The following is a 16,944-nucleotide window of genomic DNA, read 5'->3' on the forward strand; positions in this document are numbered from 1 at the left end:
GGTGGCACTCGACCTGGACCGCCTGTCCAGCACAGCGCGCCTGCTCGCGCTGTCGACCCATCCCGGTCCGAGCGTCGCCGTCACCGTCCTGTCGATCGTGCTCGGCGCGGCGGTCGGCATCTCCGCGCCGCGCGTCGCGCTCCTCGGCCTCGCCGTCATGCTCGGCCAGCTGTCGATCGGGCTGTCGAACGACTGGATCGACGCCGAGCGCGACGCCGCCGTGGGGCGCACCGACAAGCCGGTGGCGCAGGGACTGGTGCCGCTCGGGCTCGTCCGGGGTGCCGCGCTCACCACGGCGGCGCTCACGGTCGTGGCCTCCCTGGCGCTGGGCGTCGAGGCCGGGATCGCCCACGTGGTCTTCGTGGCGTCGGGGTGGCTGTACAACGCCGCGTTCAAGCGCACGCCCGTCTCGGTGCTGCCGTTCATGCTGAGCTTCGGCCTGCTACCCGCCGTCGTCACGCTCGCGCTCCCGACGCCGCAGTGGCCCGCGTGGTGGGCGCTCGCGGTCGGCGCGATCTTCGGCATCTCGATCCACTTCACCAACGTGCTGCCCGACCTCGACGACGACGCCCGCACCGGCATCGCCGGCCTGCCGCATCGCCTGGGGCGCGTTCGCTCCGGCGTCGTGGCGTTCGGTGCGCTCGCGCTCGCGGCCGTGCTGCTCCTGGTCGGCCCGGTCCTCACCGGCGGCGGCGGGGTGTCGGTGCTCGCCGTCGTCGGGCTCGTGGCCTCGGTCGCGATCGCGGCCACCGGGGTGGTTCTCGTGCTCACCCGGCCGCCCGGGCGGCTGCTGTTCCGGCTGGTAATCGTCGCGTCACTGCTGATCGCGGCCCAGCTCGTGCTCTCCGGGACCGAGCTGGTCGCGGGCTGATCGCGCGCTAAAGCCCACGCATCGCGTAGACCGACGCCAGCTGGCGACGCAGCGGGCTGCGCAGGGCGGCTCGCAGGGCGGCGTCGCGCACCGCCAGGTGCGCCCCCGTGGCCGGACGCCCGAGGGACATGTTGACCTCGGCCTGGGTGGCGGCGCGGCGCGCGCTGGCCATGCGCGCCCGCTCGAACCGTGCGAGACCCGTCTCGTCGGGCCCGCGCCCGGAACACCCAGCGACGAGCAGCGGCGCGAGCGCGGCGACGTCGAGCCACCCGAGGTTCATCCCCTGACCGCCGATCGGACTGATCTCGTGGGCCGCGTCCCCGACCAGCACGCACCGCCCGCGGACCATGGCGTTCGCGAGGCGACGCCGGACGGCGAAGGCGCTGGTCATGGTGCTGGTCGCCGGATCGAGCTCGAGCCCGGTGCGGTGGGCGACGACCTCGGCCAGGTGCGCGGCGCTCGGTCCCGGCACCAGGCTGCTGGTGCGCACCACGACGCGGCGCTGCGAGCCCGGCAGCGGGAACGACTCGACCACGCCGTCCGGAGCCAGGTAGACGACGGCGTCGCTCCCGCTGCCGGTGGTGTCCGCGAAGTCGCCCATGACGTAGGTGTCGCGGTAGTCGCGACCGACGACGCCGACGTCGAGCAGGCGACGCACCGCGCTGCGGGCGCCGTCCGCGCCGACGACGAAGCGCGCGCTCTCGGTGACCGCGCCGCCGGAGGCTCGCTGCCCGACGGCGCGGACTCCCCCGCCGACGTCGACGAGCGCCTCGAGCTCCAGGCCCCGCTCGACGACGCTCGGCGCGAGCTCGTCCAGGCGGGCGGCGAGCAGCGCCTCGGTGCGCACCTGGGGCAGGGTGGCGACGTACGGGTGGCGCGGGTGGACGTGCGCGAAGGGGACCTCGCCGAGGACGCCGCCCCGGCTGACCGCCAGCCCGCGCCGCACCTGCACGGCCTCCGCGGCGACCGCGGCACCCACGCCGGCGTCGTCGAGCACGTCCAACGCGGGGGCGTGGATCCCGATCGCGCGCGAGTGCGCGACCGGGGCCGCGCGACGCTCCCAGAGCACGACGTCGAGGCCCTCCTGGGCGAGAAGCGTCGCCAGGAGCAGGCCCACGGGCCCGCCGCCGACGATCAGCACGTCACGCACGCGCGCTCCCACCCGCAGGGCCCCCAGCGCCGGCCCGGTGCACCAGCAGCACGCGGTACGGGAACTGCGCCCGCACCCGCCAGCCGGGCGGGACGAGGGTCGCGAGCTCGGCCGGGCGGAAGCTGCGGCGGATCGAGAGCAGCCCGTCGTCGTGGATGAAGGAGGCATGCGGGCGGGCCCCGCGCACGAACGGCAGCGTCGCCACGAAGTACGCGGCGTAGGCGACCGGGCTGCGCGCGATGTCGTTGTGCACGACGACGCGGCGCGCCAGGCGCTCGCAGTCGGCCAGGAGGGCGCCGCGGGCGTCGTCGTCGAGGTGGTGAAGCAGATGGTTGGAGACGACGACGTCGAACGTCCGACCCGCGGCGACCAGCGCCGCGCTGGTGGTCTGCTCGAAGGTCACGCCCCGTTGCGGCACGCGGGCGGAGCAGAACGCGAAGGCTCGCTCGTCGGGATCGATCCCCGTCACGGTCAGGCGCAGCCCGTCGCGGCGCGCCCACCGCGCGAGCGCGATCGCGACGTCCCCGCCGCCGCAGCCGACGTCGAGCAGGGTCGTCTCGCGCGACGCGGACAGCAGCGGGCGCAGCCGCCGCACATAGACCCGGCGCCACCCGGCCACGAGGGCGTTGATCACGCGGAAGTGGCGGTAGGTGCGCGTGAGCGCCTGCAGGTCGCAGTCGGGGTCGTCCATGAGCTCGCGCGCCTCGACCTCGCGGTGCTGCAGCCGGACGGTCGACGCGGACGACCGTGAGGTCATCGGGGCGCGCGCCGGGTGAGCAGCGCGGACTCCACGGTGAGGCCGGGACCGAACGCCATCGCGCCCACGCGCGCGTCGGGCGGCCCCCCGCCCTCGCCGTGCAGCAGCCGGCGGAGCACGAACAGGACGGTCGCGCTGGACATGTTGCCGTCCTCGCGCAGCGTCGCGCGGGACGGCGCGAGCTGGCCGTCGCTCAGGCCGAGGGCGTGCTGCACCTTGTCGAGGATCGACCGGCCGCCGGGGTGCACCGCCCAGAGGTCGACGTCGGCCGCCGGACGGCCCGCGAGCTCCGGGTCGGAGGCCAGCAGCGGGGCCAAGCCCGCCACGATGTGCTCGCCGATGATGCCGGGCACGTACCGGCTGAGCACCATGTCGAAGCCCTGGTCCCCGATCGTCCACGCCATGTCGGCCTCCCCGGTGGGGATGAGCGCGCTGTCGAAGGCGTCGAGGTCGAGCCTGGGGTGCTGGTCTGCGCTGGGGGTCTCGCGTCCGGTGACCACGGCGGCCGCGGCGCCGTCGGCGAACACCGAGGAGGCGACGATCGTGTCCGGGTCGTCGCTCGCGTGCAGGTGGATGGAGCACAGCTCGATGCACACGACCAGCACGACGGCCCCCGGGTCGCTCGCGCAGAACGCGCGGGCGGCCCGCAGTGCGGGGAAGGCCGCGTAGCAGCCCATGAATCCCAGGTGGTAGCGCTGCGTCGAGGGCGCCAGGCCGAGCTCGCGGACGATCGCGTAGTCCGGTCCGGGTGCGAAGAACCCGGTGCAGGAGACGGTGACGACGTGCGTGACGTCGGGCGCCTCGATCCCCGGGGCCGCGGCCAGGGCGCGGCGCGCGGCCGCCAGGAAGAGCGCGGGCGAGCGCTCGGCGTACACGTCGTTCCGTACGCCCGTCGTCGGGGCCAGGAGCTTGCCGGCCGCGGCGTCGTAGAACACCGGTGCCCCTTCGCGCGGCTGCTGGTCGAGCTCGTCGACGACGGTGTGGCGCGTGTCGATCGCTGCGGCGTCGAACACGGCGGCGATCTGCCGCTGCGCGAGCCGGGTGCGTCCGGGCTGCGCCGCGAAGAGGTCACGGATCTCACCCTGCTTGAGCTCGGTGTCAGGAACCGCAGTCTCAATCGAACGGATGCTGATGGCCATTCGTCACTCTAACCAGCGCGGCTGCACGACCGCGCGATGACCAGCCCCGATGCGGACTGCTACTGCCGAGGCGCCCGACGCCGGACACGGCACCGCGTCATTCCGGTCACAGTTGGGCATCAGCCCACGAACCGGGCCTGGTGAGCGCTATGGTCCGGCACATGACCACCGCGCGCGTCACCTTCATCGTCCTCGTCGGGCTGCTGCTCCTGACGGGCTGCTCGGGCAGCAGCGACTCCGCGGGCGCGGGTGATGGTGCCGCCGTCGCGTACGCGTCCGCCGGTGCCGAGGCCGCCGACGACGCCGAGGCCACCGCGGAACGCGAGGTCATCACGACCGGCTCCCTCACCCTCGTCGCCAACGACGCCGAGACCGCGGCCGACGCGGTCGTCGCCCTCGTGGAACGGGCGGGCGGCCGGGTCGACGGCCGCTCGCAGCAGCGCGCCACGGACGAGCAGGAGGCCTCCGCCTGGTTGTCCGTGCGGGTCCCGGCGGCGAAGGTCACCGACACGTTGACCGCGGCCGAGGAGATCGGTGAGGTCGCGAACCTCTCCCTCACGTCCGACGACGTCACGCGCCAGGGCAAGGACCTCGACGCGCGCATCGCGGCGCTCGAGACCTCGACCGAGCGGCTCGTGGCGCTGATGGCGGACGCGGACTCGAGCGAGGCGCTGCTGGCGGCCGAGAAGGCGCTGAGCGAGCGTCAGGGCGAGCTCGAGGCGCTGCGCTCGGAGCGGGACTACCTCAGCGACCAGGTCGCGATGTCCACCCTGATGATCGACGTCGTCACCGAGGAGACCGCGCAGTTCGAGGCGGGCGGGTTCGTCGGCGGGCTGACCAGCGGGTGGAACGCGCTCGTCGCGTTCGCCAGCGCGCTGCTGGTCGGCCTCGGTGCGGCGCTCCCCTGGCTCGTGGTGCTCGGCGCGCCGGTGCTCGTGGCGGTGCTGATCGCGCGTCGATCGCGCAAGCGTCCGACACTGGAGGCATGAAACCTACCCAGGAGCTGCACGACGCCGGTCAGAGCCTCTGGCTCGACAACATCACGCGAGGGATGCTGGACGACGGAACCCTGAGCAGATACCTCGACGAGCTCGCGGTCACCGGTCTGACGTCCAACCCGACGATCTTCGAGAAGGCCATCAGCGCCGGCTCGGACTACGACGCCCAGATCGCCGAGGTCAAGGCGACCGGCGCGTCCGACGAGGAGGTGTTCTTCGAGCTCGCGCTGGCGGACCTGCGCCGCGCGGCCGACCTGTTCGCCCCGGTCTTCGAGCGCACCGACGGCGTCGACGGCTGGGTCTCCCTCGAGGTCTCTCCCCTGCTGGTGCACGACACCGAGGGCACCATCGCGCAGGCCACCGCGCTGCACGCCGCCGCGGACCGGCCCAACGTGTTCATCAAGATCCCCGGGACGCCCGCCGGGCTGCCCGCGATCGAGGAGTGCATCTTCGCCGGCATCCCGGTGAACGTGACGCTCCTGTTCTCGCCCGCGCAGTACCTCGCCGCCGCCGAGGCGTACCTGCGCGGCGTCGAGCGCCGCGTGCAGGCCGGGCTGAACCCGGTCGTCGCGTCGGTCGCCTCCGTGTTCGTCAGCCGTTGGGACACCGCCGTGGCCGAGAAGGTGCCCACGGAGCTGCGCGACCGCCTCGGCATCGCGCAGGCGGCGCTGGCCTACCGCGCCTACCGCGACCTGCTCGACTCCCCGCGCTGGGGCCGGCTGGCGAACGCCGGTGCCCGCGCCCAGCGCCTGCTGTGGGCCAGCACGTCGACCAAGAATCCCGACGCGCCCGACGTCCTGTACATCAACGCGCTCGCGGCCCCCTTCACGGTGAGCACCATGCCGGAGGCCACGCTGCTCTCGTTCGCTGACCACGGACAGCTCGGCGAGCTCATGGCGGCCGACGGCGGCGACGCCGAGGCTGTGCTCGAGGAGCTCGCCGGTGCCGGGGTGGACCACGTCGCGCTCGCGGAGGACCTGCAGCGCGAGGGCGCAGCGTCCTTCGAGGCGTCCTGGCACAGCCTGGTCAAGACGATCGCCGCCGTCGAGGCCGAGGTCACTGACGGCGCCTGAGGACGACTGAGCACGAGGCCCGCCGGGGAACCGGCGGGCCTCGTGTCTGCACTAGTCGGTGAAGCTGGTCAGCACGATCTTGCCGCCGGCGTGGCCGGTCATGCTCTCCTCGAACGCTGCGGCCGCCTCCTGCATGGGCCGGGTCGAGACGACGTGCACGGTCAGCTTGCCGTCCTCGACCAGGGCGTCGAGGCGCTCGAGCTCCTTGCCGTCGGGGCGGACCCAGATGTACCGCCCGCCGTGCTCGACCGCGCCGGCGTCCGCGATCGACGCGTGTCGACCGGAGTCCTTGAGCACCGCGAGGGTCTGCTCGAGCGCACCGCCGTAGAAGTCCGCGACAGCGTCCACGCCCTCGGGCGCCAGTGCGCGCACCGCCTCGACGAGCCCGTCGCCGTAGGTCAGTGGCTCCGCCCCGAGCGAGGCGAGGAGCTCGTGGTTCTTCGCCGATGCCGTCGCGAGCACCCGGACGCCGCGCGCGGTGGCGATCTGGATCGCAGCCTGGCCGACGCCGCCGGCGCCGTTGTGGATCAGGAGCGTGTGACCGTCGCTCAGGTCGAGCGCGTCGAGGGTGCGCAGGGCGGTCCCGCCCGTGAGCGGCAGCGCGGCGGCCTCCTCGAAGGTGAGCGCCTGCGGCTTGTGGGCGACCGCGCCGACGGGCAGCGTCATGTACTCGGCGAACGACCCGATGCCGACAGTGTCGCGCCGACCGTAGGCGTGCACCTCGTCGCCGACGGCGAACTCGGGGGTGTCGAACCCGACGGCGTCGACGACGCCCGCGACGTCCCACCCGGGGACGGCCGGGAAGGTGGTGTCAAGGATCGGGTCGAGGTAGCCGGCCATGACCTTCCAGTCGACCGGATTCACAGCCGCGGCCTTGACCTTGATCCGCACGGTGCCGGGACCGACCTTCGGCAACGGCAGCTCGAGCTGCTCGAGCTTCTCCACTCCCCCGTAGCTCCGGTACGCCATGGCCTTCATCGTGGGCTCGCTCATCGTGGTTCCTGCTCTCGCTCGACCGACTGTTCTTCGTGCCCTGCGACAACAGCGTGGCGTGCAGGATTATTCGCGCACACCACGAGGTCCGCGCGGTCGCGGGTCGCGGCAATGAGGTCCGCGTTGCGCTGGTCGCTGCCGAGAGCGTGCGCGCGGGCGCTCGCGGCATCGCGCCCGAACCGCTGGTGGCGGGTCACGAGCCGCGCGAGGCGGTCGGCGTTGTCCAGGTCGACGTACCAGCACTCGGCGAGCAGACCGCGGACCTGAGCCCAGGGGCCGTCGTCGTGCAGGAGGTAGTTCCCCTCGACGACGACGAGCGGCACGGTCTGCGGCACGGGGATCGAGCCGGCCAAGGGTTCCTCGAGCGCGCGGTCGAACGCGGGCGCGTAGACGACGGGCTCGTTCACTGCAGCCAGGCGGTGCAGCAGGGAGACGAAGCCGCCGACGTCGAACGTGTCGACGGCACCCTTGCGCTCGCGCCGGCCGAGGCGCGCGAGCTCGGCTTCCGCCAGGTGAAAGCCGTCCATGGGGACGACGACGGCATCCTCGCCGAGCGCGTTCCCGAGCGCCGCTGCGAGGGTCGACTTCCCCGCACCGGGCGGGCCCGCGATACCGAGCAAGCGACGTTCGCCCGTGGCTGCGAGGACGCGCGCTCGGTCGACCAGCTCAGGCAGGCCGCCCGCGACGGGGTGGGCGTTCACGACACGTGCCGGCGGACCGCAGCCGATCCGTCCTGCGCCTCCACCACCCAGATCGCGCCGCTGCCGTGGCGGGTCCAGGTCCCGTCCTCCTCGACGAGCAGGGAGGTGTCTTCGTCGATGCCCAGCAGGGTCGGCGCGACGCCGTCCTGGGCGAGCGCGATCAGGTTCCCGAGCGTGCCCGCCTGCGCGACGTGCACCTCGACCGGGTGCGGGAAGAGGCCGATCCCGTCGGCGATCTGGATCTCGTCGAGCCCTTCGGACCACTCCTCGGGGCAGACGTCCACCCCGCGCCAGCGGGACCCGCCGAGGAGCGCCTGTCGGGGCGCGATCATCGCGCCGGCCGAGAAACCGAGGTACGCGCCGCCGTCGTGCACGAGCTGGCGGAGGGCATCGAAGGCGGGGGCGAGCGACGCGTAGTACCCGGGCGTCGGTCCGCCGGCGACGACGACCGCGTCCACCGAGGCAAAGGCCCCGGGTTGGATCAGGGTCTGTGGGCCCGCGGTCACCAGGACCACCTCGTGGTCCACCTCCGAGAGCAGCGCGACGTACTGCGGCAGGAACGCCCCGGCGCTGCCGTCGACGTCGAACAGCACGTACGCCACCCGGGCGCGACGGTCACGGCGCTCGAGCGAGGCCAGGAAGGGAGCGACGACGGCGCGGTCGGCCACGGTGTCGGGCCCTCCGCCCACGAGAACGACAGTCATACGGGTCACGCTAGCGGACGGCGTACGCAAGACTGAGGGCTCGAACAGTAGGGGGTCATCCAGATGCATGCTCTGCGCCCCGGTGCGCGGCGTCTCGCCGCGTTCCTCGCCCCTCTGCTCGTCCTCGTCGGGTTCATCGGTGCCGTCGTCGGCGTCGTCGCTAGCGTCTCGGCGGCGAAGGAGCGCGACGGGGCGATCAGCGTGCCGGTGCACCTGAATGCCTCGGACGGCCTCGGCGCCGAGCTCGAGCTCACGGTGGGCGACGGCCACGGCTCGCCCTATCCGGGCGTGACGGTCAGTGGCATCCGCACAGGTGGACTGCCGCACCGTGACCACCGCACCTCGCCGCTCGGGGTGGTCACGCTCCACACGACCGGCGCAAGTGACCTGGAGCAGGTGATGTCCCGCGGTGATGTCCTGCTCCGGGGACTCTCGCTGTTCGTCGCCGCGCTGGCGTTGCTTCCCGTGCTCCGCGCCCTCGTGGACCAGCGCTCGTTCCGCGTCGCGCACGCGCATCGGCTCTGGATCGTCGCGGCGTGTGTGATCACGGGCGGGTATGTCGCCCCGCTGCTGCCGTGGTGGGCGAGCGCGTCCGTGCTCGGCAAGCTCCACGACGCGTACGGCATGAGCGCGCGGCCGATCCATCACCTGCAGGTCTGGGTGATCGCGGCGCTCGTCGTGGTGGTCGGGGAGGTGGTGCGCGCGAGTGTTTCCCCCGCGGATGTTCGGCCCGAGGACCTCGGAGATTCCGGCTCGGGGCACGCTATCCCTTAGGCCAGAAGGTCGCCGACGACACGGCCTGCGCGGTCACCCGAGACGAGGGCGCCCTGGATCGAACCGCTCCCCTGGTGGTCCCCCGTGACCAGCACCCGGTCGCCCGTCCACCGCGGCTCGCGCTCCACGAAGGGCGGTAGTTGGGCGGGGAGCGTGTGCGGGACGACGTGGTGGACGAGCAGCTCCCAGCGCTGCGTGGACGTCTGGTAGATCCGCTCGAGGTCGCGCCGGACCGCGGCTTCGTCCGCGCGCCCGTCGGGGCGGTCGAGCAGGGTGGTCGCCTCGACGAGGTGCTCTCCCGCCGGGGCGTACGAGGGCGCGGCGTTGGAGACGACGGCGGTGTGCCAGATCGGCCCCGCGGGCCCGCCGCCCGGACGGGAGGCGTCGAGTATCAGGTACGGGTGCTGCTGCGGCTGCTCCGGCGTCCGGAACCACCAGGTGGTCAGGCCGCGGGTGGCGGGTGTGGGCAGGGGCGTGAGCGCGCCGACGACCTGCGGCCCGACGGCCACGACGGCGGCGCGGGCGCGGATCGCGCCGTCGTCGGTGTCGACCTGGACACCGTCGGAGATCTCGCGGATCCCCCGCGCCGCGACCCTGAGGCGCACGGGCTGATCGAGCCACGCGGCCATCTGCTCGGGCAACGCCTGCATGCCCGCGCGGGGCAGGCCGGGAACGCCGAGAGCGAAGAAGCGCATCAGGTACCGCACGAAGTTCGCGGAGCTGCCGCCGGTGCTGTCCGCGAGTACGCCGGCCAGAAAGGTGTCGAGGACGTCGCGCCGCAGCCGACCGGTCAGCCCGGCCTCGTCGAAGGCGACGGCGAGCGTCTGATCCTGCTCGGCCCGGCGCACGAGGGACGGGCGCAGCAGCGCCGGGCCGAGCCACCGCGCGAGCGCGAGGACGTCCGACGCCGGCAGGTGCTCGCTCCGGAGAGTCTCGAGGGCAAGCTGGGGATGGCGCAGCGGGCGAGCGAGCGTGCTGGTTGTCTGGCCGCTGCGGACCACCACGCCCACGCCGAACCGCTGGAGCCCGAGCCCGGGTACGTCGATCCAGTCGTGGACGGCGGGGTACGCGGGGTTCAGCACCTGGAAGCCGCGGTCGCACAGGAACCCGTCGACCTGGTCGGTCCGCACGCGCCCGCCCACGGAGTCCTCCGCCTCGAGCACGATCACGCGGAGGCCGCTGCGCTCAGCCCGCCGGGCGCACTGCAGGCCCGCGAGACCTGCGCCGATGACGATGATGTCGGTGTCCATGGGGCTCCGTCCGGTTGCGTGCCAGTCTCGCTCCGGCGCTGCGACCGGGCAACACCTGCCGCGCCGGGAATCGTCGCCCTGGCGCGCACGGTCTTCCAACGTCAGCCACCTCGACGTCGAGGTCGACCCGAATGGGCCCGGCTATGCGCGCAACCTGGAACGGCACAGTCATCGCCGAGAGCGACCACACGGTGGTGGTCGAGGGCAACCACTACTTCCCGAAGGAATCGGTGAGCTGGGAGCTGCTCGAGCCTTCGGCCACGCGCACCACGTGCCCGTGGAAGGGACAGGCGCACTACTGGTCCGTCAAGGACGCAGGCGACTCCGGGCAGGACGTGGCCTGGTCCTACCCGGAGCCGTCCGCCGCAGCGAAGCAGATCACCGAGCACGTCGCGTTCTGGCGCGGCGTTCAGGTGGTGTGACGCCGTGCCTCAGGGCACGAGGTGACCTGAGGCACGGAAGAGCTCGTACCACTCCGCTCGCGAGAGCGGGATCTCCGAGCCCTGGGCCGCACCTGCCACGCGCTCGGGCGTCGTCGTGCCCAGCACCACCTGCATCTGCGCGGGGTGACGAGTGATCCAGGCCGTCGCGATCGCGATCGGCGGCACGTCGTACTTCGCTGCGAGGCGGTCGACGACGGCGTTCAGCTCGGGATAGTCGGACGAGCCGAGGAACACTCCCGTGAAGAAGCCCGCCTGGAAGGGCGACCACGCCTGGATGGTGATGTCGTGCAGACGGCAGTAGTCGACGATCCCGCCGCCGTCGAGGGTCACCGACTGCCGCTCGGCGAGCATGTTCGCGGCCACGCCCTGGGCGATGATCGGCTGGTGGGTGATCGAGAGCTGGAGCTGGTTGGCCACGATGGGCTGGCGCACGTGCTTGCGCAGGAGGTCGATCTGGCGTGGCGTGTGGTTCGAGACGCCGAACGACCGCACCTTGCCGGATGCCTCGAGCTCGTCGAAGGCGCGGGCGACCTCGCCCGGCTCCACCAGGGCGTCGGGACGGTGCAGGAGCAGGATGTCGATGCGGTCGGTCTGCAGCGCGGCGAGCGAACCCTCGACCGACTCGATGATGTGCTCGTAGGAGAAGTCGAAGTACGGTCCCTCGCGCACGATCCCCGTCTTCGTCTGGATCGTGAGCTCGTCGCGCTCGGACGGGGTGAGCTGCATCGCCTCGGCGAAGCGACGCTCACAGCCGTGGAGGTCGTCACCGTACACATCGGCATGGTCGAGGAAGTCGATGCCGGCGTCGCGAGCCGTGCGCATCAGCTCGCGGACCTCGTCGTCGGACTTGTTGCTGATACGCATCAAACCGAGCACGACGTTCGGGGCGACGATCTCGGTGCCAGGCATGGTGAAGGTCTTCACAGCAGGGGTCCTCTCGACGGTTCGGCTGGTGCCACCTCCACGATCGCGCTTCAGCGCCCGCCGTGCACGCCCATCAGAAGGATCAGGCCCAGGACTCCTGTGTGGTAGGCGCCCAGGTTCACTCGGAGTTCGGCTCACGTGACGAGCAATCCGTGCCGACAAGAACGAGAACGGCGAAGCCGCCCACCGCTGCAGAGACGGAACGATGAGATGCACTCCCTCAAGAGGACCGCCCTCACGCTGGTCACCGCTGTCATCTGCTTGACCGGGCTGACCCCGCCGCCCGCCAGCAACGCGCTCGAACCTTCGGGAGGCATTCCGACCCTGAGCGTCGCGGGCTCACCGGAATACGTACGTGACATCGCGCCCGGCGGATTGCTTCTCGCGAGGTACACCGGTGTCTACCCCGACGGGCCCGCCGACGTCATCTTCACCGTCCATCGTGCGGGCATCGACACGGCAGGGCTGGCGCCGGTCGCGACGCGCGTCGTCCCGACCGTCGTCAGGCGTGGTGAAGCATCGGCCTCCGTCAACCTCTATGCGATGACTGGATCGACCGGCAGGTACCAGGTCAGTGCACTGATGAATGGCACTGGCGTGGTGAACAAGGAACTCACCATCATTCGGTCCCCGGCCACGATCGTTCGCATCAACGAGAGAGCCAACGCCGACGTCCATCCCTTTGATGGTCGCTACGCTTCTTACGCCGCATCGTCCCGAACCATGAACTACGAGACCTTCGAAGTCGCTCCTGCACTTGGTCAGCGTGTCACACTCATGCGAAAGAGCGGCAAGCGTTGGATCGCTTCCGGTACCCCTGTCCGGCTCGGCAGCGACGGAGGCGCTCAGATCGTCAAGATGCGTCTCCCCCGGTCGGCGGGCCTGCAGCGGTTCCGGCTCCGCGTGGACGCCTCGTCGGGGAGCAAGGCGGCGAACTCCGCGACCCTCGAGATCAATCTGTCAGATACCAAGAAGCACGCCGCTCAGATCAGACGTGCACGCAAGTACATAGCAAAGTACTGTCCCAAGACTCCTGTATATGTCGTGCGCGACGAGGCGCACACGAGTGGTGCAGGCTCGCAGATCGGGTTCAGCCGCACCGATGGCAAAATCGTCCGCTTCTACCAGGATGCCATCCTGCTGTCACCGTCCACGTCTGCGCGGACTGTACGTGCTGCCGCGCTCCACGGCTGCGCGACCATCATCAGCACAAAACTCGAGATGGCCCCGCTGAGCGCTCAGCGCGCGCACGATCGCAACATCGCCAAGATATTCAAGGCCGGCAAGGGCGATCGGCGGTCAGTGAGCTGGCGCAGTTGGCAGAGGTTCGAGGCGTGCCTCGTCTACTCCATCTCCAAAGATCGCCAAGAGCTGCAGGACACACGATGCTCCCGATCCCGCATCGCATACGTGAGGAAATACCTCAAGACCTACACGAAGACAGCCGCTCAGCGCGATCCCTACTTCCATTGGACTTCGTAGCATCCTCGGCCGAGCCATCGTCGCGCGCACGACACCGGGGTGCCCACGGCGCGCAGCCGCCCAGAGGCGCGCCGCGTCCGCTCAAGCAGACGCGAACCTCGTCTGTTGGATTAAAGGTCCCCCAGGCCAGAGACGCCGCCAGCGTCGTCGGGTGCGCGCCAGACCAGCGCGTGCAACGACCGAGCCGTCCCGGGCCGGCTTCCTCCACCTGGCCACGGCGCTCCACTGCTTCTCGCGTCGGCGGTCGCATGGCCTATGACCTGGGCAAATGCTGGTGGGCGATACTGGGTTCGAACCAGTGACCTCTTCGGTGTGAAAACGGACAGAGGGGTCCGTCAATGTCTGAGCGGACACGTATGCGCTGGTCAGAGGCTTCCAGGTGAAGCGGCGGACGTCCCTGGATCGCTCGACTCCGCATCAAGTTGGGTCAGAAATGGGGTCAGCGCCGATGACGTTCGAACAGATGACCGCCCACGGTGTCGGCGATTCGATCCATGTGTGTCTTCTCTCAAACACCGGAGTCAACCGCTGGCCGCGCGAGCCGATCACCGATCTAGGCGGGGATACCGCCGATGGCATCGAGAGCGCGCCGGAAGCGCTCTTGCGTCTCGATGAGCCACTCGGCCATCGCTGGCCACTGGTCTCGATCGTTGATACTCATAAATGGCGAGGTCAGCACGATCTTGGTCGCCTTCATGCCGTCCATGTTGTCCCAGGCCGGAGCCTCGCCGAGGACTGCTTCGAACTCGGCCCTCCGGGCCATGACCGCTGCGAATCTATGCTCGTTCACCGTTGGATCCTGGTCGCCGAACCAGATCTGTTGAACGAGCCCAGCTCGGATCCATGACATCGAGAACCGGACCCCGCTCACGCCCGTTGATACATCACAGAAATCCTGGCCCGTGGTCCGCGCCGCGGTCCAGTGCGGGTGGCGTTCACGTATGCGGTTGAGAGTCACCTCCCAGAAGGCGCGCCGGATCTGGACCCGCTCACTGACTGCCGACGAACTCGTTCCAGCGCGAACGTGTTTACCCCAGTCATTGGGCTGAGCAACCAGCTTGAAGTTCGGCGCGGGTGCCGAGTCCCCGATCCGGACAACGATGATCTCCACACCGAAGAAGCGGGTGTCCTCATCAGTGCGCTCGTTGAGCCAGTCGAGCGCGGCCCGGTGCTCGTCCCGGAAGCCGGTTGTGATCCACACGATCGTGGTCGGGTCTGTCCCCGCTGCGTAAGTGAGGATCTGGCCGAGGTGGGCGTGGTCCGAGCCCTCGAGTTGGTTTTCGACGATCACGGCCCGTCCCGTCACCCGGTCGCGTCCGAGGAGGTCCAGCGAGAACCCACCGACCGGATGCTCTGCCGCCTCAAGCTCGAGATCCATGCCGAGCAGATCCGAGAGTACGTCGACGTTTGCAAGGAGCCATGGCGTGAAGTCCGCCGCCTCGTGCGGCCAGACACTGCGGGGGTGTATCACGTCTAATCGACCAAGGTCAGCAGTCACGTTCCGAGGTTACGGGGCAACGGAGAGATCCGGAAGAGGCAAAGGTGTGCAGCTTGCTGGTCGAAGCCGAGTGCGTTCGCAATCTCGCGAGGACGCTGTGGTCACTAGTCCCGAGTTCCAGAATGCGGCGCTGCTTCACGGCAGAGACCGGTCTGGAACCGTTGAGAGATCTCCTCCAGGGCAAGCCAGAACGCCTGGGCGATTGCCGCCCGAGACAAGTCAGATTCGCGCTACCACACCGGCCGCCAGCAGGAGTCCGCCGCCCACCACGGCCAACCAAATGGACGCGGCAACGCGACGGTGTTTCCGCCACGCGATGTCGGCCATCACCACGACCTGACGCGCTAGCTGTTCAATGAGGTCCGCTGCGCGCAACTCATCCGCGAGCGCCTCAGGTTCCCACCCTCGCGCGTGCCCGAAGTAAATGAAATTGGCAGCCATCTCACTCGCTAGATGCTTCGACCGGAGCCGCGGAGCGACAACAGAAGCCGCGAAGCCGAGCCCTACTGCCACGAGTAGGACGCCGAGCCCCAGGAGGACGTACTCGATACAGGAATCGATATCGTTGACGAGACTCACGGAAAGTGCGAGCAGCGCGCCCTGTATCGTCAACGAGAACGCCGCCTTAGCGTCGACCTTTCCCGTCCAGTCCATTTGTGAGTCGTGGAGACGCCAGGCGTTGGCGAGGCCCTCACCTCGCTCATCGGGTTCCTGTCGCCGCCTAAGCGAGAAGACTGTCATAGCGCGGCCCAGCGGTAACTCGTCGTGTAGTACTCGTACGAGCGACCGCCCATAGGAATCGAGTAGGCGCCGGTCCACATGTTCTTGCCAGCGGACATGATCGCAATATCCTCCAAGGAGCCATATGTACCCGCCCCGATCGCGATGTCGTGTCCGGGACTCGCGTCCCTCACGTCACTGAGTTTGGCCGCGAGGTTTGCCACTGCCCCAACCGATAGGAGGTCGTTATTGTTGCGGATGCCCGCTCTGACTAGCAGCGCTTCGCCCGACGCGACGCCCGTCATTGCCCTCACCGTCCAATCGGCCTCACGGAGCGCTCGGCATGAGTTCTGAACCTCTGGGTTCAAGAGTTCAACGGTCGCGTACTTGATCTTCATCGCCGCTTGCACCGCCCGTGTCGCGCGTCTGGGACCGACGAACACACCCATCACTCGGTCACCGTCGAAGCTCCGGATGTGCCCGTCGCCAGCCCGGACGATCCGGACCGCCACCTTGAGGAACGCCGACATCACCGACGCGGCCTCTTCCGGGCTCTCGGCAGTTCTAAGCAGTCCGGACGAGTCGCGAAGGTCCGAGTACAGATATGTCGCTTGGATCACCTTTGCGTCGCTGTACCCCATGTCATCCGGATCGGGAACGTCTGTCGAGGAAGTGGAGCACGTGGTCTTGATCCAGTACTTCGCGACGTCACTAACCGCGTCCTCGACTTGATCCTTCAATGTAGGCATCTCGATCAGCTCCTAGCGGATTCGTTGAGGTCTTGGTCACACCGTAGCGTTCGACTGTGACAGCCCCTTCGGGCCTGAAGGGACTGGATGCCTTGGGAACGTTGGAGTGACACCCCGTGCCGGTCCAGGTTCCGTGCCGCGTGACCAGCGCGCCATTTCAATGCCGTCGGGGACCATCTCTGTGCACATGTGCCTCGCCACGCGCGAACCCGCGATCAGGTGGGAGGACACGTCGATGAAGCGGGCGTCAGCCGCGCCGGCGAACCAGGGCACGTCGGTCAGCCGGCGACCTACGGCTGGTTCAGGGCGGGGTCGGTGAGGTCGCGCTTGGCCAGGTCCGGGTGGCGCAAGGCCGGCGGGTTGGCTGTTCGCGTCGATGAACACGACTTCTCCTTGTGTTGGCGGTTTCTCGTGTTGGCGGTCGAGCTCCGCCCCGAAGAATGACGCCGCCCGCTTCAACATCTCGTTGGTGTGCTTCAGTTCGCGGTTCTTCTGCTCGCGCTTGCGGACCCGCGTGGCCTCGGTCACGCTCACCCCGGGGGGCGCGTGTCCGTCGTCGATGTCGGCCTGCACGTGGATACGCACCGGGGGTGCGCACGACCGAGCCGACGCGGCGTCTTCAAGCGAACAACGCAACGGTCGCCTGTACGCTCCGCGACTGTCGCTCATCGACGACCGCTGCCGGGGCATCCATCCGAGCGTCTTGCGCACGAGGGCC

General features: G+C 70.0%; 17 protein-coding genes and 1 pseudogene. 6 read left to right on the forward strand and 12 right to left on the reverse strand.

The features are described from left to right. Position 1 precedes the first annotated feature (1 nt). Positions 2–871, forward strand: coding sequence for a UbiA family prenyltransferase (locus BMZ30_RS06660; protein ID WP_229828536.1), 870 nt, complete (start codon positions 2–4; stop codon positions 869–871). Positions 872–878: 7 nt separating this feature from the next. Here the strand turns inward: BMZ30_RS06660 and BMZ30_RS06665 are convergent, their stop codons facing one another. The 3 genes from BMZ30_RS06665 to BMZ30_RS06675 are packed head-to-tail and all read right to left on the reverse strand — an operon-like array spanning position 879 to position 3,917. Next, positions 879–2,021, reverse strand: a complete 1,143-nt coding sequence (locus BMZ30_RS06665; protein ID WP_229828535.1) for an FAD-dependent oxidoreductase — start codon at positions 2,019–2,021, stop codon at positions 879–881. Continuing rightward, complete coding sequence (locus BMZ30_RS06670; RefSeq protein WP_093376413.1) at positions 2,014–2,778, reverse strand: class I SAM-dependent methyltransferase; 765 nt, start codon at positions 2,776–2,778, stop codon at positions 2,014–2,016. The genes BMZ30_RS06665 and BMZ30_RS06670 overlap by 8 nt, the downstream gene beginning before the upstream one ends. Next, positions 2,775–3,917 (reverse strand): type III polyketide synthase, encoded by a 1,143-nt coding sequence (locus tag BMZ30_RS06675; RefSeq protein WP_093376415.1) that lies wholly within the window; start codon positions 3,915–3,917, stop codon positions 2,775–2,777. Before BMZ30_RS06675 ends, BMZ30_RS06670 begins: the two co-directional genes overlap by 4 nt. A gap of 161 nt (positions 3,918–4,078) precedes the next feature. Here BMZ30_RS06675 and BMZ30_RS06680 point away from each other — a divergent pair, with 161 nt between their 5' ends. Together BMZ30_RS06680 and tal are read left to right on the forward strand one after the other, a co-directional pair. Continuing rightward, positions 4,079–4,906, forward strand: a complete 828-nt coding sequence (locus BMZ30_RS06680; RefSeq protein WP_177191303.1) for a DUF4349 domain-containing protein — start codon at positions 4,079–4,081, stop codon at positions 4,904–4,906. Next, positions 4,903–5,988, forward strand: a complete 1,086-nt coding sequence (tal, locus tag BMZ30_RS06685; protein ID WP_093376420.1) for a transaldolase — start codon at positions 4,903–4,905, stop codon at positions 5,986–5,988. Before BMZ30_RS06680 ends, tal begins: the two co-directional genes overlap by 4 nt. Before the next feature lie 51 nt (positions 5,989–6,039). Here tal and BMZ30_RS06690 read toward each other — a convergent pair whose 3' ends face one another. From BMZ30_RS06690 to BMZ30_RS06700, 3 genes are read right to left on the reverse strand one after another with little or no spacing between them, the layout of a single operon-like run. Further along, a complete protein-coding gene (locus BMZ30_RS06690; RefSeq protein ID WP_177191317.1) occupies positions 6,040–6,966 on the reverse strand; it encodes an alcohol dehydrogenase catalytic domain-containing protein in 927 nt (308 codons plus the stop codon). 11 nt (positions 6,967–6,977) lie between these two features. Next, positions 6,978–7,682, reverse strand: coding sequence for a nucleoside/nucleotide kinase family protein (locus BMZ30_RS06695; protein ID WP_229828534.1), 705 nt, complete (start codon positions 7,680–7,682; stop codon positions 6,978–6,980). After that, complete coding sequence (locus tag BMZ30_RS06700; RefSeq protein WP_093376425.1) at positions 7,679–8,386, reverse strand: type 1 glutamine amidotransferase family protein; 708 nt, start codon at positions 8,384–8,386, stop codon at positions 7,679–7,681. Before BMZ30_RS06700 ends, BMZ30_RS06695 begins: the two co-directional genes overlap by 4 nt. Positions 8,387–8,449: 63 nt before the next feature. On the opposite strand from BMZ30_RS06700, the gene BMZ30_RS13690 reads away from it, so the two are divergent. Then, complete coding sequence (locus BMZ30_RS13690) at positions 8,450–9,160, forward strand: hypothetical protein (RefSeq protein WP_093376427.1); 711 nt, start codon at positions 8,450–8,452, stop codon at positions 9,158–9,160. On the opposite strand, the gene BMZ30_RS06710 is transcribed toward BMZ30_RS13690, so the two are convergent. Continuing rightward, positions 9,157–10,410: a flavin monoamine oxidase family protein gene (locus BMZ30_RS06710; RefSeq protein ID WP_093376429.1), complete on the reverse strand. Its 1,254-nt coding sequence runs from the start codon at positions 10,408–10,410 to the stop codon at positions 9,157–9,159. The genes BMZ30_RS13690 and BMZ30_RS06710 overlap by 4 nt on opposite strands. 143 nt (positions 10,411–10,553) lie before the next feature. Between BMZ30_RS06710 and BMZ30_RS06715 the strand changes: the two genes are divergently transcribed. Further along, on the forward strand, positions 10,554–10,832 hold the full coding sequence (locus BMZ30_RS06715) for a DUF427 domain-containing protein (protein ID WP_093376431.1): 279 nt from the start codon (positions 10,554–10,556) through the stop codon (positions 10,830–10,832). 9 nt (positions 10,833–10,841) lie between these two features. On the opposite strand, the gene BMZ30_RS06720 is transcribed toward BMZ30_RS06715, so the two are convergent. After that, a complete protein-coding gene (locus BMZ30_RS06720) occupies positions 10,842–11,777 on the reverse strand; it encodes an aldo/keto reductase (RefSeq protein ID WP_093376433.1) in 936 nt (311 codons plus the stop codon). A gap of 210 nt (positions 11,778–11,987) precedes the next feature. Here BMZ30_RS06720 and BMZ30_RS06725 point away from each other — a divergent pair, with 210 nt between their 5' ends. Beyond that, entirely contained in the window at positions 11,988–13,259 is a 1,272-nt protein-coding gene (locus tag BMZ30_RS06725) for a hypothetical protein (protein WP_093376435.1), read from the forward strand. 553 nt (positions 13,260–13,812) lie between these two features. Here the strand turns inward: BMZ30_RS06725 and BMZ30_RS06730 are convergent. The 4 genes and pseudogenes from BMZ30_RS06730 to BMZ30_RS14010 form a co-directional block, all read right to left on the reverse strand. Then, positions 13,813–14,757: a DUF4268 domain-containing protein gene (locus BMZ30_RS06730; protein WP_093376438.1), complete on the reverse strand. Its 945-nt coding sequence runs from the start codon at positions 14,755–14,757 to the stop codon at positions 13,813–13,815. 219 nt (positions 14,758–14,976) lie between these two features. Further along, the gene (locus BMZ30_RS06735; RefSeq protein WP_143073143.1) at positions 14,977–15,498 is read right to left on the reverse strand and encodes a Pycsar system effector family protein; all 522 of its coding nucleotides are present in this window, start codon (positions 15,496–15,498) and stop codon (positions 14,977–14,979) included. Next, a complete protein-coding gene (locus BMZ30_RS06740) occupies positions 15,495–16,226 on the reverse strand; it encodes an adenylate/guanylate cyclase domain-containing protein (RefSeq protein WP_093376442.1) in 732 nt (243 codons plus the stop codon). Before BMZ30_RS06740 ends, BMZ30_RS06735 begins: the two co-directional genes overlap by 4 nt. A gap of 342 nt (positions 16,227–16,568) precedes the next feature. After that, positions 16,569–16,796 (reverse strand): annotated as a pseudogene (locus BMZ30_RS14010) (IS3 family transposase); the annotation flags it as partial. Positions 16,797–16,944: the final 148 nt, after the last annotated feature.

It is taken from the genome of Flavimobilis marinus, assembly GCF_900113055.1.
GTDB classification, from domain to species: Bacteria; Actinomycetota; Actinomycetes; order Actinomycetales; family Cellulomonadaceae; genus Flavimobilis; species Flavimobilis marinus.

Bases quoted from the DNA above. Each gene is read 5' to 3' on its own strand.
- BMZ30_RS06690 (WP_177191317.1), bottom strand. From the start codon at position 6,966: ATGAAGGCCATGGCGTACCGGAGCTACGGGGGAGTGGAGAAGCTCGAG.
- BMZ30_RS06675 (WP_093376415.1), bottom strand. From the start codon at position 3,917: ATGGCCATCAGCATCCGTTCGATTGAGACTGCGGTTCCTGACACCGAG.
- tal (WP_093376420.1), top strand. From the start codon at position 4,903: ATGAAACCTACCCAGGAGCTGCACGACGCCGGTCAGAGCCTCTGGCTC.
- BMZ30_RS06735 (WP_143073143.1), bottom strand. From the start codon at position 15,498: ATGACAGTCTTCTCGCTTAGGCGGCGACAGGAACCCGATGAGCGAGGT.
- BMZ30_RS06725 (WP_093376435.1), top strand. From the start codon at position 11,988: ATGCACTCCCTCAAGAGGACCGCCCTCACGCTGGTCACCGCTGTCATC.
- BMZ30_RS06700 (WP_093376425.1), bottom strand. From the start codon at position 8,386: ATGACTGTCGTTCTCGTGGGCGGAGGGCCCGACACCGTGGCCGACCGC.
- BMZ30_RS06680 (WP_177191303.1), top strand. From the start codon at position 4,079: ATGACCACCGCGCGCGTCACCTTCATCGTCCTCGTCGGGCTGCTGCTC.
- BMZ30_RS06740 (WP_093376442.1), bottom strand. From the start codon at position 16,226: ATGCCTACATTGAAGGATCAAGTCGAGGACGCGGTTAGTGACGTCGCG.
- BMZ30_RS06670 (WP_093376413.1), bottom strand. From the start codon at position 2,778: ATGACCTCACGGTCGTCCGCGTCGACCGTCCGGCTGCAGCACCGCGAG.
- BMZ30_RS13690 (WP_093376427.1), top strand. From the start codon at position 8,450: ATGCATGCTCTGCGCCCCGGTGCGCGGCGTCTCGCCGCGTTCCTCGCC.
- BMZ30_RS06715 (WP_093376431.1), top strand. From the start codon at position 10,554: ATGCGCGCAACCTGGAACGGCACAGTCATCGCCGAGAGCGACCACACG.
- BMZ30_RS06710 (WP_093376429.1), bottom strand. From the start codon at position 10,410: ATGGACACCGACATCATCGTCATCGGCGCAGGTCTCGCGGGCCTGCAG.